The organism is Ralstonia pickettii, from assembly GCF_016466415.2.
Lineage (GTDB): Bacteria > Pseudomonadota > Gammaproteobacteria > Burkholderiales > Burkholderiaceae > Ralstonia > Ralstonia pickettii.
The window spans coordinates 1,021,929-1,034,986 of sequence record NZ_CP066771.1 but is presented as its reverse complement, the minus strand read 5'-3'; the positions used below and the strand labels follow the sequence as shown (position 1 = coordinate 1,034,986).

Here is a 13,058-nt window from a genome sequence, read left to right as displayed (position 1 = left end):
GACTTGCGATCCTTCAGATGAGAACGATGGCTTAAGGGCCTGAGAAGCGCCTTGAAACAATCAGGAGAGCAGCCCGGCATCCTTCAGGGATGCGCGCACGACCTCGTGATACTGGGGGGCCAGCGGCGTCAACGGCAGGCGGATGCCGCCTTCCATCTTGCCCATGGCCTGGAGAGCCCACTTGACGGGAATCGGATTCGACTCGACGAACAGATTCTTGTGCACCGACAGCAGTTGCATGTGGATGCGGCGAGCCGTTTCCACGTCGCCGCGCATGGCTGCTGCGCACAGTTCGTGCATGGCGCGCGGCGCAACGTTGGCCGTCACGGAGATATTGCCGTGCCCACCCAGCAGCATCAGCGCGATGGCGGTCGGGTCATCCCCGCTGTAAATCTTGAACGAGCCCGGCGCGCCCTTGATGAGTTGCGCAGCGCGGTCAATGTTGCCCGTGGCTTCCTTCACGCCGATGATGCCCGGCACTTCAGCCAGACGCAGCATGGTTTCGACCGTCATATCGGCCACGGTGCGGCCCGGCACGTTGTACAGAATAACCGGCAGATCCACCGACTCGGCCACCTTGCGGAAGTGCAGATACATGCCTTCCTGCGCCGGCTTGTTGTAGTACGGCACGACCTGAAGCGAAGCGTCAGCGCCCACTTGCTTGGCATACGCCGTGAGCTCGATCGCCTCGGTGGTGGAGTTGCCGCCCGTGCCGGCGATGATGGGAACGCGCTTGTTAGCTTGCTCGACCGCCACCCTGATCAGTTCACGGTGCTCTTCCACCGACACGGTGGGCGATTCGCCACTCGTTCCGACGATCACGATGCCGTCGGTGCCTTCGGCGATGTGCCAGTCGATGAGCTTGCGCAGGGACGGGAAATCAAGGCTGCCGTCCTCGTGCATGGGCGTGACGATGGCGACGAGACTGCCGGAAATCTGGATCATGGTTTCGAAAGCAGACAAAAGCGTGAACGTAAACAGTCGGATTGTACCGGATCGTCAGAACGGATTCGCCACATCTGAGACCCGCCAAGAGACGGGTAAGCCGCCGTCCTCAGCAACTTCAAAGTGCGTAGCGCGGCGCAACCGCCCCTGAGGGCTCGCGAACCGCGCAAATCCGCTGCAAGTAAGCGTCTCGGGGCGATGCGAGAAAACCGTCTTCGTAGCCGATCACCCGCATCGGGCCTCGCACGGCATCGAGCAGTTCGCCTGGTGTCAGCAGGAATGCCGAGTTCGACGGCTTCCCTACGGTTTCGTTTCCGTCGGCGAAAGTTTCGTAGATCAGCCGGCCGCCCGGCGCGACGGCCGCCAGCAAGTGCGGCCAAAGCGGTCGGTGCAGATAGTTCGTGACGACAACGGCATCGAAAGTGGCGCCGGCAGGCAACGGCCAGGGGCCGCCTTCGATGTCAGCGACGATGGTTTCGGCGATGCCGGCGAGGCCCGACAGCGCGGCCGCATCGCGGTCGATGCCAGTCAGGCGTAGACCGCGTGCGGCCAGCCAGCGCACGTGGCGTCCACTGCCGCAAGCCACGTCCAGCACGGAGGCGCCAGCCGGCAGTCCAGCAGCCCAACGCACCACCCACGGCGAGGGCGCAGCGAACGTGTGTGAATCAGACGCGACAGCAGACATCAACAGCCCATCAGCTGTACGACAGACCCATCGCCTCGCGCACCTCGCGCATGGTCTCCTGCGTAACCTTGCGGGCGTTGTCGCAGCCATCGGCAATGATGGCGCGCAGCAGTGACGGATCGTCGATGTATTTCTGGGCGCGCTCAAGCATCGGCTGCTGCTCCCGCAGGATGCCCTCGATCACGGGCTGCTTGCACTCCAGGCAGCCAATGCCGGCGCTGCGGCAACCCTTTTGCACCCACTCTTTCGTGTCGGCATCAGAGTAGACCTGATGCAACTGCCAGACCGGACACTTGTCCGGGTCGCCCGGATCGGTGCGGCGCACGCGAGCCGGATCGGTCGGCATGGTGCGAACCTTTTTCTCGACGGTTTCCTTGTCCTCGCGCATGCGGATCGTGTTGCCGTACGACTTGGACATCTTCTGGCCGTCGAGACCCGGCATGCGCGAAGCCTCGGTCAGCAGCACCTGCGGCTCGGGCAGGATGATCTTGCGGGCGCCTTCCAGATAGCCGAACAGGCGTTCGCGGTCGCCCATGGACAGGCTCTGCGATTCGGCCAGCAGTGCGCGGGCCTGCTCCAGGGCCTCGTCTTCACCGCGCTCCTGGTAGGCTGTGCGCAGTTCCAAATACAGCTTGGCGCGCTTGCCGCCCAGTTTCTTTGCCGCCTCCAGCGCCTTCTCTTCGAAGCCCGGTTCACGGCCATAGAGGTAATTGAACCGGCGGGCGACTTCGCGTGTCATCTCGACGTGCGGCACCTGGTCTTCGCCCACCGGCACGAAGCCAGCGCGGTAGATCAGGATGTCAGCGGCTTGCAACAGCGGATAGCCGAGGAAGCCGTAGGTGGAGAGGTCCTTCTCCTTCAGCTTTTCGATCTGGTCCTTGTAGGTCGGCACACGTTCGAGCCAGCCGAGCGGCGTGCCCATCGAGAGCAGCAGGAACAGCTCCGCGTGCTCGGGCACACGGCTCTGGATGAACAGTGTGGACTGCGTCGGATCGACACCCGCAGCGAGCCAGTCGATCAGCATTTCCCACACCGATTCCTCGATCACCTCGGGCGACTCGTAGTGCGTGGTCAGCGCATGCCAGTCGGCGACGAAGAAGAAGCACGGATACTCGGCTTGCAGCCGGACCCAGTTTTTCAGGACGCCGTGGTAATGCCCCAGGTGCAGCGCACCGGTCGGACGCATGCCAGAGAGAACGCGGTCAGGAAACATGTGGGAAATGGAGTTGAAGACTCAGGAAAACAGCATCTGCAGCGGACTCAGAATCCACTGCAGCAGTTGAAACAGCAGCGCCATGATCGGGCGCATCCAGACGTTGGTGATGACGTTGGAAATAATCAACGCCATCACGATAAAGAAGCCGAACGGTTCGATGCGCGATAGACCGAGCGCCATCCGGGGTGGCAGGAGTGCTGCCAGCACGCGCCCGCCATCGAGCGGCGGCAGCGGAAACATGTTGAACGCCGCCATCACCATATTGACCAGAATGCCCGCGCGCGCCATGCCGATCAGGAACGGCTCGTTCACGCCGCCCACCGCGAACACCACCGCCAGCACGCCCCAGAAGATCGCCTGGCCAAAGTTGGTAACGGGCCCCGCCAGCGCCACCCACATGCCATGCCAGCGCGGGTCCCGCAGACGGTCGAAGCGCACCGGCACCGGCTTGGCATAGCCAAACACGAAGGCACCATGGGTCGCAAAATACAGCAGCAACGGCATCGCAATCGTGCCGATGGGATCGATGTGGCGCAGGGGATTGATGCTGATGCGGCCCATGACATAGGCTGTATCGTCGCCGAAATGCTTGGCGACGTAACCGTGCGCCGCCTCATGCAGCGTGATGGCAAACAGGACGGGAATCGCGTAAACCGCGATGTTCTGGATCAGTGTGGGGTCCATAGGCGCGCTATTGTAGCAAGCGCGCGCCGCAGCACGACGCCACCGAAGCAAGCGCCAAGGGCTGGCCTACAGGCCCACGCGAGCCGGATCACCCCGGCCTTGGCGCACAAGCTCGGGCTCGCCGCCTGTCAGGTCGATGACGGTGGTGGGTTCGGCCGGGGCCGGGCCACCGTCGATGACGAGTTCAAGCTGCTTTTCAAGCCGATCCCGAATGGTCTCGGCCTCGTTGAGCGGTTCGTCATCGCCGGGCAGTTGCAGCGTGGCGGAGAGCAGCGGCTCACCCAGCTCGGCCATCAGCGCCAGGGGAATCGCGTGTTCCGGTACGCGCAGGCCGATCGTCTTGCGCGACGGGTGCGAAAGCCGGCGCGGCACCTCCTTGGTCGCCTCCAGCAGGAAGACGAACGGCCCCGGTGTGGCCGCCTTCAGCACGCGATATTGCTTGTTGTCGACACGCGCGAACGTGGCCAGCTCGGAAAGGTCCCGGCACATCAATGTCAGGTGATGCTTTTCGTCGATGCTGCGCACGCGGCGCAGGCGCTCGACGGCCGATTTGTCGTCCAGATGGCAGGCGAGCGCGTAGCAGGAATCGGTGGGCAGCGCGACCAGGCCCCCGCCGCGGATGATCTCCACGGCCTGGCGGATCAAGCGCCCTTGCGGCGTAGTCGGGTGGATCTGGAAGAACTGGGACATGGCAGCCGCGCGGTCAGGACATCCACCGGCTCCACACCGGCGTCAGGTTATCGGGCAGCGGCGGCAGCGTGCCGAGTTCGACGCGGCCCTCGCCCGGGCCATGGAAGTCTGAACCGCGCGACGCCAGCAGGCCGTAGCGGCGGGCTACGTCGGCATACAGCGCATATTGGTCGGGCGTATGACTGCCAGTGACGACTTCGACGCCCTCGCCGCCCAGCGCCTTGAATTCGTCAAACAACGCGCCGTGCTCGACCAGCGACAGCGTGTAGCGCCCCGGATGCGCCATCACCGCGACGCCGCCCGCGCCCTTGATCCAGTTGATCGCATCGGCCAGGCGCGCCCAGCGATGCGGCACGTAGCCCGGCTTGCCGTCGCCCAGATAGCGGTCGAACACCTCGTGGATGTCGCGGCAGTGACCGTGCTCGACGAGGAAGCGTGCGAAATGGGTGCGCGAGACCATGTCCGGGTTGCCGGCGTACCGCAAAGCACCTTCGTAGGCGCCTTCGATGCCGAGCTTGGCAAGCGCGGCGCTGATGTCTTCGGCGCGCGCGCAGCGGCCGGAGCGCGTGCGTTCCAGGCCCTGCGCCAGATCGGCGTTATCCGGATCGATGCCCAGGCCGACGATGTGCAGCGTGCGCCCCGCCCACGTCACGGAAATCTCCACACCCGAGAGGTAATCCATGCCCAGGACCGTTGCGGCTTCGCGCGCGGCGGCCTGTCCACCCACTTCGTCGTGGTCAGTCAACGCCCAGAGCGTCACACCGTGGGCGGCAGCACGCGCGGCCACTTCGTGCGGCGCGAGCATGCCGTCCGACACCGTGGAGTGGCAGTGCAGATCGGCATTTCGGGCGGAGGCGGCGGAGAGATTTGGCATTTCGCCATTTTACTGCTGCGGCGCGCAACCGGGGGAGCCCTGCCCCCCACGGATCGGCATCCGGAAGACCCGACTGCCCGTGGCGGTGTTCGCGGCGGGCCGCTTGCTGCAGGCTATAGTGGCCGCATTGTTTTGTCCCATTCGCTTTGCCATGACTTCCGCAACCACACTCGTCGCCAATTCCCCCCAGCCCGTGGAGCAAACTATCGACGTGCTCGTCGTGGGCGCCGGGCCAGTCGGGCTGTTTGCGGCGTTCCAGGCAGGCGTGCTCGGCTTGTCTTGCGTGCTGGTGGATGCCTTGGACCGCCCGGGCGGCCAATGCACGGAGCTGTACCCGGAAAAGCCGATCTATGACATCCCGGCGCTGGTCTCGTGCACGGCGCAGGAACTCGTCGACCGGCTGATGGCCCAATGCGCGCCGTTCAACTACCCCATCCTGTGTGGTCGCAGGGCCGAAACCGTGGAGACACTGGAAAGCGAGCAGGGCCGGCGCTTTCGGGTCACCACCAGCGCCGGCGACGTGTTCGACTGCGCCGCCGTACTCATTACGGCAGGCAACGGTGCGTTCACCCCACAACGTGTGGCTTTGCCTGAAGCGGCCGCTCTGGAAGGTCGCCATCTGCACTATGCCGTGCGCGACACCGCGCGCTTTGCGGGCAAGCGCGTCGTCATCGCCGGCGGCGGGGATTCCGCGCTCGACTGGGCGCTCGCGCTGTGCAAAGTCGCCGCACGCGTGACACTGGTCCATCGGCGAGAGGGCTTCCGAGCGGCCGATGCGAGCGTTGCTGAAATGCGCGCCGCCGTCGCCGCCGGCGAAATGGATTTCGTGCTCGGCATGCTTTCGCGCCTGGACAGCACGCCCGACGGCACGCTCACCGGCGCAGCCATCCGCGGGCGCGACGGCGAAACCGTTCTGCCCTGCGATGAACTGATCGCCCTGTATGGTCTGATTTCCGAGCCGGGCCCGATTGTCAACTGGGGCGTGGAGATGCGCGCGGGCCGTATTACGGTGGAAACAACGGCGTACGAGACCTCGCGCCCGGGCGTGTTCGCGGCGGGCGATATCGCGCTGTATCCAAACAAGCAGAAGCTGATTCTGTCGGGCTTTCATGAAGTGGCGATGGCGCTGCGGCGCGCCTACCGGTATGCGAATCCGGACAAGACGCTGGTGCATACGCATTCGAGCAACGACGCCGGGCTGCAGACGAAACTGCATGTAACGGCGGAATAAGTCTCGCATGCGCCCACCGTCGCTCTACGAAACTGTGCTTGGCGCGCGATATGCGGAACTGGCGCCGGCCGTGCAAACCTTCCACTGCCTGACCGGCGCGGTGACGCTGCACGGCGAAGTCGAAACGGAACCGCCAGCCACGCACCTCGCACGCGTGCTTGCATGGTGTATTCGCACGCCGCGGGCACCGACGCGTGGCCCGATCCGAATCACGCTCAACACCGCCGGCACGGAAGAAATCTGGACGCGCCAATTTCCCCGCCACACGATGCGCTCGACCTTGTCGCTGCACCGGGGGTACCTCACAGAGCGGCTCGGCGCGGTGCGCCTGTTCTTTTCGCTGGAGGCGAATCACGCCGTATTGCGCATGCGTCTGGAAGGTTTGCGCTTCCTCGGCATCCCTTGCCCTGCCTGGCTGCGGCCCGCCGTGTTGGCCGAGGAATCCGGCGACGGTGACCGCTTCCACTTCAACGTGCGCGCCAGCCTGCCGTTGCTTGGCGTGGTTGCGGCGTATCGAGGTTATCTCGACCTGACGACGATGGAGCGCGAATGATCGTCGTATACGATGCGCACTGCCTGCTGTGCAGCGGCTCCATCCAGTTTCTGCTGCGGCCTGACCGACAAGGCTTGCTGCGCTTCGCGTCCATGCAGGGTCAAACCGGGCGGCAGCTGCTCGCGCAGGCCGGCGTGAATCCGGATGACGTGGATACCGTGCTCTTCGTGCGAGACGGCCGTGCGTGGCGTGAAAGCGCCGCCATCCTGCGCATCCTGCATGCGCTTGGCTGGCCGTGGCGCTTGGCCTGGATCGGCTGGTTGATCCCTGCAACGCTGCGCGACGCGTTGTATCGCCGCGTTGCACGCAATCGCTATCGATGGTTTGGGCGGTCAGACACCTGCATCCTGCCGCCGCCCGGCGCGGCACAGCGGTTTCTTGATTGACCTGCCGCCTAGCGCTGCAAACAGAACTCTTCGATCAGCGCGGCCACCTGCTCCGGCTGATCGTGATGCAGCATGTGGCCCGCATCCGCAATCAGCACTTCCCGGAAATCAGGAAACGCCGCAAAGCGGGTTTTGAATTCAGCCAGCGGCACGTCGCCTGCAATGGCTTTTAATGTGGGCGAATCGACTGCCTCGACGTGCAGCACGGGGGCGGTAACACGGCGCCAGATTTCCATTACCTCATCCAGCCGATAAAGCTGCGGATTGATGATCTTGTGCGCGGGGTCACCGAGGATCTCCCAGCGGCCGTCAGCATTCTGGCTCGACCAGTGCTGCGCCAGGAATGCGGCCTTGTCGGCGGGCAGGCGTGGGTTGGTCTTCTGCAGGCGCGCGGCGACGTCCTCGACGGTCGCGTAGGTGTTCAGGCGCGGCTTGTCCTTCAGCTCGTCGAGCCATCGCGCATAGCGGCGCGGCGCCTGCGATGCCTTCGACGCCGACATGCCAAAGCCCTCCAGATCCACCACGCGTCGCACGCGTTCGGGCCGGATGCCTGCGTACAGGCACACCACGTTGGCGCCCAGGCTGTGACCGACCAGCGTCACCTGCCCTTCCGGCTGGTAGTGATCGATGATCGCTTCGAGGTCGGCCACGTAATCGGCAAACCAGTAGCTCTCCACGCCGGGGGCATCGGTAGGCCGGGCGGTCTGGCCGTAGCCGCGCCAATCCGGCGCCACGATATGCCAGCGCTCGCGCAGTGCATCGACCAGAAACTGGAACGATGCCGACACATCCATCCACCCGTGAAACAGGAACAGGATGGGCGCACCGGGCTCGCCCCATTCACGGATGTGGTAGCGCAGGCCGCGCACGGGCAGGTAGGTCGAGCGGGAGGCCTGGCGGGCGGCCGGCTGCGTGGTGGAGTCCATGGTTTCCGTCACCGAATATAAATCGAACGATCGTTCTTTTTCTCGGGATTATAGCGGCGGATGAGCTGCGCCGTGGCGCTCAGAACGAGGCTTCCAGCGCGGCGATTTCGTCGTCGTCGAAACCGGCCTGGCGGCGCGCTTCCAGGTTGAATGGCCCGCGCAATCGCGGCGCACCGTATTGCTCAGCCAGCTTGCGATAGGTCGGCACGGGGTCCAGGCCGGCGCGCTCGCAGAGCCAGCGGTACCAGCGGTTGCCGACCGCCACGTGGCCAATCTCGTCGCGCAGGATGATGTCGAGAATGCCTGCAGCCGCCATATCACCGGCCTGGGCCAGCTTGGCCCGAATCGGCGGCGAGGCGTCGAGTCCACGTGCCTCCAGCGTGCGCGGCACCAGCGCCATGCGCGCGAGCGGATCGGCGGCGGTTTTCTCCGTCATCTGCCACAAGCCGTCGTGGGCGGGGTGATCACCGTAGCGGCAATCTAGCGTGGCCAGATGCGCGGAAAGCAGCGAAAAGTGCGTCGCTTCCTCCGCCGCCACGCGCGTCCAGTCCTGGTAGAACGCCGCGGGCATTCCGGCAAAACGCCACACGGCATCGAGCGCAAGATTGATGGCGTTGAATTCAATGTGCGCGAGCGCGTGCAGCAGCGCGCCGCGGCCGCGTGGCGTATCGATCGCACGGCGGCGTGGAACTTCGGACGGCGGCACGAGCACCGGTACGTCAGGGCGGCCGGGGACACCGTTTGCTGGTGCCGCAATGGCCTCGTCAATGCCCCAGCTCGCGTCGTCGGCGTTCTTGGCGCGCTCGCCCAGACGCAGCGTGGCGTCCGCCTTGCTGGCCGGATCGGTGAGACACAGCGCGGCCAGGGCAGCATGGCGCAGTGTGTCAGCGGGCGTTTGGTGGCGAGGTTGCGAAGCGGTCATCAGCGTACAATTTGGACTTTCCGCCATTTTAATTCGACGCATCGGCCTGCCTTGCCCGGCAAGCTTGAAGACGCGCCCTTTTTCCTCACCTACGCAGATCCTGGAGACCGATCGCATGGCCCTCTACCAACTCGGCGACGTTGCCCCGAACATTGACGCAAACGCCTATGTGGCCCCGGAAGCGACCGTTATCGGCCGCGTGGAGTTGAAAGCACGCGCAAGCGTGTGGCCCGGCGCCGTCATCCGCGGCGACAACGAGCCGATTACCGTGGGCGAGGCCAGCAACGTGCAGGAAGGCTCGGTGCTGCACACCGACCCGGGCTGCCCGCTGAACATCGGCGACCGCGTGACGATCGGCCACCAGGCCATGCTGCACGGCTGCACCATCGGCGAGGGCTCGCTGATCGGCATCCAGGCGGTGGTGCTCAATCGCGCCGTGATCGGCAAGAACTGCCTGGTGGGCGCTGGAGCGATCGTCACCGAAGGCAAGGTCTTCGAAGACGGCACGCTCATTCTGGGTGCCCCCGCGAAGGCCGTGCGCAAACTGACGGAAGACGACATTGCCAAGATGCACCTGAACACCGAAACGTATGCAGTGCGTCAGGCGATGTACAAGCAGCAACTGAAACGGATTGATGGATGACTGACGAGCTGAAGAAATTTGTGTTTGACGCTGCGCCCGTGCGCGGTGAACTGGTGCGCCTGGAAGGCACGTGGCAAGAAGTGCTGAACCGCCGCCGCTACCCCGCCCCGGTCAGCACGCTGCTGGGCGAGATGATGGCCGCTGCTGCGCTGCTGTCGGCCAACCTCAAGTTCAACGGCGCACTGGTCATGCAACTGCACGGCGACGGCCCGGTGCGCATGCTGGTCGTGGAGTGCAACTCCGACCTGTCGATGCGGGCCACTGCCAAGATTGCCGAAGGTGCCGAGATTGCGGACGACGCCACGCTGGCCACCATGGTCAACGTGCACGGCAACGGGCGCTTCGCCATCACGCTCGATCCGCAAGACAAGCTGCCCGGCCAGCAGCCATATCAGGGCATCGTGCCGCTGTCCGACGAGAACGGGCCGCTCGCCAGCATCACCGAAGTGCTTGAGCACTACATGCAAAGCTCCGAGCAGCTCGACACGCGTCTGTGGCTGGCTGCCGACGGCAAGGTCGCGTCGGGCATGCTGCTGCAACGCTTGCCTTCGTATGGCGGTGCGATGGAAGACCGCACGGGCCATGCGTTCGCACAGGTGGGCGAGACCGGCCAGCCTCTGCACAAGGACGTGCAGGAGCAAGACCTCGACACGTGGGAACGCGTTTGCCAGCTCGGCAAGACGCTGCGCCGCGACGAACTGCTCGGGCAGCCCATCGACACGCTCATCAAGCGCCTGTACTGGGAAGAAATGGAAGCCGCCGGCATCCGCATGTTCGAGCCGCAGAGCCCGCGTTTCCGCTGCTCGTGCTCGCGTCTGCGCGTAGGATCCATGCTGCGTTCGCTCGGCCAACCCGAGGTCGACAGCATTCTGGAAGAACGCGGCAAGGTGGAAATCGACTGCGAATTCTGCGGCCAGCACTACAGCTTCGACGCCGTGGATTGTGCACAGCTCTTCGCACAGGAGACCGTCGCGCAGGGCATACAGGGCGCATCTGACCAGCGCCACTGAACAAGGCGACATAGTATGAAGTACGCGTGGCGCGCGGCACTTATCGGGGCCGCCCACGCTCTAAGTCGGCAGTTTCCTCATCTGCCGCCTGCTGCGGAACGCATCATGTCTGAGTCCACTTCCTCGTCATTGCGATCGTTGAGTCTCACTCGCGCTGCTACGCTGGCGTTGCCGATTGGCGTGGCGCTACTGGCGTCGGCCTGCGTTGCCGTACCCCGTGGTCCGGGCGGCACGCCCTACACTGCCCGGCTGTCGGGCGATACGCAGGCTGCGGCGCCGGCAACGCTGTCGGCAGAAGAGCGCAAGAAGCTGGATGCGCTGAATGCCAAGGCGCTGCGCGAATCGGATCAAGCTATCCAGCGTGATGCGCAAGCGCGCGCTTACGCGGCCGCGCCGTACTACGCGCCGTATCCGTATTACGGAGGCTATTCGGTGTATTACGGCAGCGGCTGGCGCCACCGCGGCGGGTGGGGCGTCAGTTACGGCGCACCCGTTTGGGGCTATCCGTATTACTGGTAGATCCCGGCCCTTGGCTTCAGGACGAGCGCGTCGACAGGACGCGTTCGCGTAGCGGACTTAATGATGCGCCTGCTGCCCCGCCGGAGGCGGCGGAGGCGGCGGAGTTTCGCTGGTTTTCGGCGCCGGGGCGACGAACTGCACGAAGCCCTCGTCGTCCTTCACCATCCCCAGCTCATAGCGCGCGCGCTCTTCAATGGCGCCCGTGCCTTCTTTCAAATCCTTCACTTCGCCTTCTAGCTTGGTGTTGCGCAGCTTCAGTTCAGCGTTGCGCTGATTCTGGGCCGTCACCTGCTTTTGCATGTCCCACACGCGCAGCCAGCCGCCCTTTCCCAGCCAAAGCGGGTACTGGATAGCAAGCAGCAACAGCAGCAGGAACAGCGTAATCAGGCGCATAGGGACAAGCGTTGGCGGTACTCGGGCTCCAAATACCATGCGACCGCCAGAGCGGCGGTCGCACAGTCATGCGGAGCAAAACTGCGAGGGATTATCGCAGGTTATAGAACGCCGACTTGCCCGGATAGCTGGCGATATCACCGAGGTCTTCTTCGATACGCAGCAGCTGGTTGTACTTGGCCATGCGGTCCGACCGCGACAGCGAGCCCGTCTTGATCTGGCCGGCGTTCGTGCCAACGGCGATGTCGGCAATCGTGCTGTCTTCGGTTTCGCCCGAGCGGTGCGAGATCACGGCGGTGTAGCCAGCGCGCTTGGCCATCTCGATGGCTGCGAACGTCTCGGTCAGCGTACCGATCTGGTTGATCTTGATCAGGATCGAGTTGGCGATGCCCTTCTCAATGCCTTCCTTCAGGATCTTGGTATTCGTGACGAACAGATCGTCACCCACCAGCTGCACCTTCTTACCGAGCTTCTCGGTCAGTGCCTTCCAACCGGCCCAGTCGCTCTCGTGCATGCCGTCTTCGATCGACACGATGGGGAACTTGTCAGCCAGGTTCGCCAGATAGTTGGCGAAGTCTTCTGACGACAGTTGCAGGCCCTCGCCTTCGAGGTGGTATTTGCCGTCCTTGTAGAACTCGGACGCGGCGCAATCCAGCGCCAGCAGCACGTCTTCACCCGCCTTGTAGCCAGCCTGCTCAATCGCCGACAGGATGGTGTTCAGGCACTCTTCGTTGCTGGCGAAGTTCGGTGCGAAGCCGCCTTCGTCGCCCACAGCCGTGCTCATGCCCTTGTCAGCCAGGATCTTCTTCAGCGCGTGGAAGATCTCGGCGCCGCAGCGCAGAGCTTCACGGAAGCTCGACTGGCCGACCGGCATCACCATGAATTCCTGGATGTCCAGGCTGTTGTTGGCGTGCGCGCCGCCGTTGACGATGTTCATCATCGGCACCGGCATCTGCATGGCGCCCGAACCGCCAAAGTAGCGGTACAGCGGCAGGCCGGCTTCTTCAGCGGCAGCCTTGGCAACCGCCATCGACACCGCCAGCATGGCGTTCGCGCCCAGGCGGCTCTTGTTCTCGGTACCGTCCAGATCGATCAGGGTGCGGTCCAGGAACGCCTGTTCCGACGCGTCCAGGCCCATGATGGCCTCGGAGATTTCGGTGTTGATGTGCTCGACGGCCTTGAGCACGCCCTTGCCCAGGTAGCGCGACTTGTCGCCGTCACGCAGTTCGATGGCTTCGCGCGAGCCGGTGGATGCGCCCGACGGCACCGCGGCACGGCCCATCACGCCCGATTCCAACAGCACGTCGCATTCGACGGTGGGGTTGCCGCGCGAGTCCAGCACTTCGCGACCGATGATATCTACGATGGCACTCATGAAAAT

At 64.4% G+C, this 13,058-nt stretch carries 16 protein-coding genes; 6 read left to right on the top strand and 10 right to left on the bottom strand.

Annotation, left to right across the window (positions count from 1 at the left end; translation table 11 throughout):
* Positions 1 to 60: 60 nt before the first annotated feature.
* The 6 genes from dapA to RP6297_RS04925 form a co-directional block, all read right to left on the bottom strand.
* On the bottom strand, positions 61 to 945 hold the full coding sequence (gene dapA / locus RP6297_RS04950; RefSeq protein ID WP_009238469.1) for a 4-hydroxy-tetrahydrodipicolinate synthase: 885 nt from the start codon (positions 943 to 945) through the stop codon (positions 61 to 63).
* A 118-nt stretch (positions 946 to 1,063) separates the two neighbouring features.
* Positions 1,064 to 1,630 (bottom strand): class I SAM-dependent methyltransferase, encoded by a 567-nt coding sequence (locus tag RP6297_RS04945; protein ID WP_009277370.1) that lies wholly within the window; start codon positions 1,628 to 1,630, stop codon positions 1,064 to 1,066.
* A gap of 10 nt (positions 1,631 to 1,640) precedes the next feature.
* Positions 1,641 to 2,843 (bottom strand): tryptophan--tRNA ligase, encoded by a 1,203-nt coding sequence (locus RP6297_RS04940; RefSeq protein WP_004626154.1) that lies wholly within the window; start codon positions 2,841 to 2,843, stop codon positions 1,641 to 1,643.
* Between the two features lie 21 nt (positions 2,844 to 2,864).
* Complete coding sequence (locus RP6297_RS04935) at positions 2,865 to 3,530, bottom strand: site-2 protease family protein (RefSeq protein WP_009238471.1); 666 nt, start codon at positions 3,528 to 3,530, stop codon at positions 2,865 to 2,867.
* Positions 3,531 to 3,596: 66 nt separating this feature from the next.
* Entirely contained in the window at positions 3,597 to 4,220 is a 624-nt protein-coding gene (locus RP6297_RS04930) for an L-threonylcarbamoyladenylate synthase (RefSeq protein WP_009238472.1), read from the bottom strand.
* 13 nt (positions 4,221 to 4,233) lie between these two features.
* Positions 4,234 to 5,094 (bottom strand): 3',5'-nucleoside bisphosphate phosphatase, encoded by an 861-nt coding sequence (locus RP6297_RS04925; protein ID WP_009238473.1) that lies wholly within the window; start codon positions 5,092 to 5,094, stop codon positions 4,234 to 4,236.
* A gap of 151 nt (positions 5,095 to 5,245) precedes the next feature.
* On the opposite strand from RP6297_RS04925, the gene RP6297_RS04920 reads away from it, so the two are divergent.
* Genes RP6297_RS04920 through RP6297_RS04910 form a run of 3 tightly spaced genes read left to right on the top strand, consistent with a single transcriptional unit; the run spans position 5,246 to position 7,264 of the window.
* Entirely contained in the window at positions 5,246 to 6,325 is a 1,080-nt protein-coding gene (locus RP6297_RS04920) for an NAD(P)/FAD-dependent oxidoreductase (RefSeq protein WP_009277369.1), read from the top strand.
* A gap of 7 nt (positions 6,326 to 6,332) precedes the next feature.
* Entirely contained in the window at positions 6,333 to 6,878 is a 546-nt protein-coding gene (locus RP6297_RS04915) for a DUF4166 domain-containing protein (protein ID WP_009238475.1), read from the top strand.
* Complete coding sequence (locus tag RP6297_RS04910) at positions 6,875 to 7,264, top strand: thiol-disulfide oxidoreductase DCC family protein (protein ID WP_009238476.1); 390 nt, start codon at positions 6,875 to 6,877, stop codon at positions 7,262 to 7,264. Before RP6297_RS04915 ends, RP6297_RS04910 begins: the two co-directional genes overlap by 4 nt.
* Before the next feature lie 8 nt (positions 7,265 to 7,272).
* Here the strand turns inward: RP6297_RS04910 and RP6297_RS04905 are convergent, their stop codons facing one another.
* Both RP6297_RS04905 and RP6297_RS04900 read right to left on the bottom strand, forming a co-directional pair.
* Positions 7,273 to 8,190: an alpha/beta fold hydrolase gene (locus tag RP6297_RS04905; protein ID WP_009238477.1), complete on the bottom strand. Its 918-nt coding sequence runs from the start codon at positions 8,188 to 8,190 to the stop codon at positions 7,273 to 7,275.
* Between the two features lie 79 nt (positions 8,191 to 8,269).
* A complete protein-coding gene (locus RP6297_RS04900; RefSeq protein ID WP_009277367.1) occupies positions 8,270 to 9,139 on the bottom strand; it encodes a ferritin-like domain-containing protein in 870 nt (289 codons plus the stop codon).
* An 88-nt stretch (positions 9,140 to 9,227) separates the two neighbouring features.
* Here RP6297_RS04900 and RP6297_RS04895 point away from each other — a divergent pair, with 88 nt between their 5' ends.
* The 3 genes from RP6297_RS04895 to RP6297_RS04885 all read left to right on the top strand — a co-directional run bounded on the left by RP6297_RS04895 (position 9,228) and on the right by RP6297_RS04885 (position 11,284).
* Entirely contained in the window at positions 9,228 to 9,755 is a 528-nt protein-coding gene (locus RP6297_RS04895) for a gamma carbonic anhydrase family protein (RefSeq protein ID WP_009238479.1), read from the top strand.
* Positions 9,752 to 10,765, top strand: coding sequence for an Hsp33 family molecular chaperone HslO (hslO, locus tag RP6297_RS04890; RefSeq protein ID WP_009238480.1), 1,014 nt, complete (start codon positions 9,752 to 9,754; stop codon positions 10,763 to 10,765). Before RP6297_RS04895 ends, hslO begins: the two co-directional genes overlap by 4 nt.
* 105 nt (positions 10,766 to 10,870) lie before the next feature.
* Positions 10,871 to 11,284, top strand: a complete 414-nt coding sequence (locus RP6297_RS04885) for a hypothetical protein (RefSeq protein WP_009238481.1) — start codon at positions 10,871 to 10,873, stop codon at positions 11,282 to 11,284.
* Between the two features lie 57 nt (positions 11,285 to 11,341).
* Here RP6297_RS04885 and ftsB read toward each other — a convergent pair whose 3' ends face one another.
* On the bottom strand, positions 11,342 to 11,677 hold the full coding sequence (gene ftsB / locus RP6297_RS04880) for a cell division protein FtsB (RefSeq protein WP_009238482.1): 336 nt from the start codon (positions 11,675 to 11,677) through the stop codon (positions 11,342 to 11,344).
* Between the two features lie 91 nt (positions 11,678 to 11,768).
* Positions 11,769 to 13,052 (bottom strand): phosphopyruvate hydratase, encoded by a 1,284-nt coding sequence (gene eno / locus RP6297_RS04875; protein WP_009238483.1) that lies wholly within the window; start codon positions 13,050 to 13,052, stop codon positions 11,769 to 11,771.
* Between the last annotated feature and the right edge of the window lie 6 nt (positions 13,053 to 13,058).

Coding starts and splice junctions, on each gene's coding strand:
- dapA (WP_009238469.1), bottom strand. CDS start 945: ATGATCCAGATTTCCGGCAGTCTCGTCGCCATCGTCACGCCCATGCAC.
- RP6297_RS04945 (WP_009277370.1), bottom strand. CDS start 1,630: ATGTCTGCTGTCGCGTCTGATTCACACACGTTCGCTGCGCCCTCGCCG.
- RP6297_RS04940 (WP_004626154.1), bottom strand. CDS start 2,843: ATGTTTCCTGACCGCGTTCTCTCTGGCATGCGTCCGACCGGTGCGCTG.
- RP6297_RS04935 (WP_009238471.1), bottom strand. CDS start 3,530: ATGGACCCCACACTGATCCAGAACATCGCGGTTTACGCGATTCCCGTC.
- RP6297_RS04930 (WP_009238472.1), bottom strand. CDS start 4,220: ATGTCCCAGTTCTTCCAGATCCACCCGACTACGCCGCAAGGGCGCTTG.
- RP6297_RS04925 (WP_009238473.1), bottom strand. CDS start 5,094: ATGCCAAATCTCTCCGCCGCCTCCGCCCGAAATGCCGATCTGCACTGC.
- RP6297_RS04920 (WP_009277369.1), top strand. CDS start 5,246: ATGACTTCCGCAACCACACTCGTCGCCAATTCCCCCCAGCCCGTGGAG.
- RP6297_RS04915 (WP_009238475.1), top strand. CDS start 6,333: ATGCGCCCACCGTCGCTCTACGAAACTGTGCTTGGCGCGCGATATGCG.
- RP6297_RS04910 (WP_009238476.1), top strand. CDS start 6,875: ATGATCGTCGTATACGATGCGCACTGCCTGCTGTGCAGCGGCTCCATC.
- RP6297_RS04905 (WP_009238477.1), bottom strand. CDS start 8,190: ATGGACTCCACCACGCAGCCGGCCGCCCGCCAGGCCTCCCGCTCGACC.
- RP6297_RS04900 (WP_009277367.1), bottom strand. CDS start 9,139: ATGGCGGAAAGTCCAAATTGTACGCTGATGACCGCTTCGCAACCTCGC.
- RP6297_RS04895 (WP_009238479.1), top strand. CDS start 9,228: ATGGCCCTCTACCAACTCGGCGACGTTGCCCCGAACATTGACGCAAAC.
- hslO (WP_009238480.1), top strand. CDS start 9,752: ATGACTGACGAGCTGAAGAAATTTGTGTTTGACGCTGCGCCCGTGCGC.
- RP6297_RS04885 (WP_009238481.1), top strand. CDS start 10,871: ATGTCTGAGTCCACTTCCTCGTCATTGCGATCGTTGAGTCTCACTCGC.
- ftsB (WP_009238482.1), bottom strand. CDS start 11,677: ATGCGCCTGATTACGCTGTTCCTGCTGCTGTTGCTGCTTGCTATCCAG.
- eno (WP_009238483.1), bottom strand. CDS start 13,052: ATGAGTGCCATCGTAGATATCATCGGTCGCGAAGTGCTGGACTCGCGC.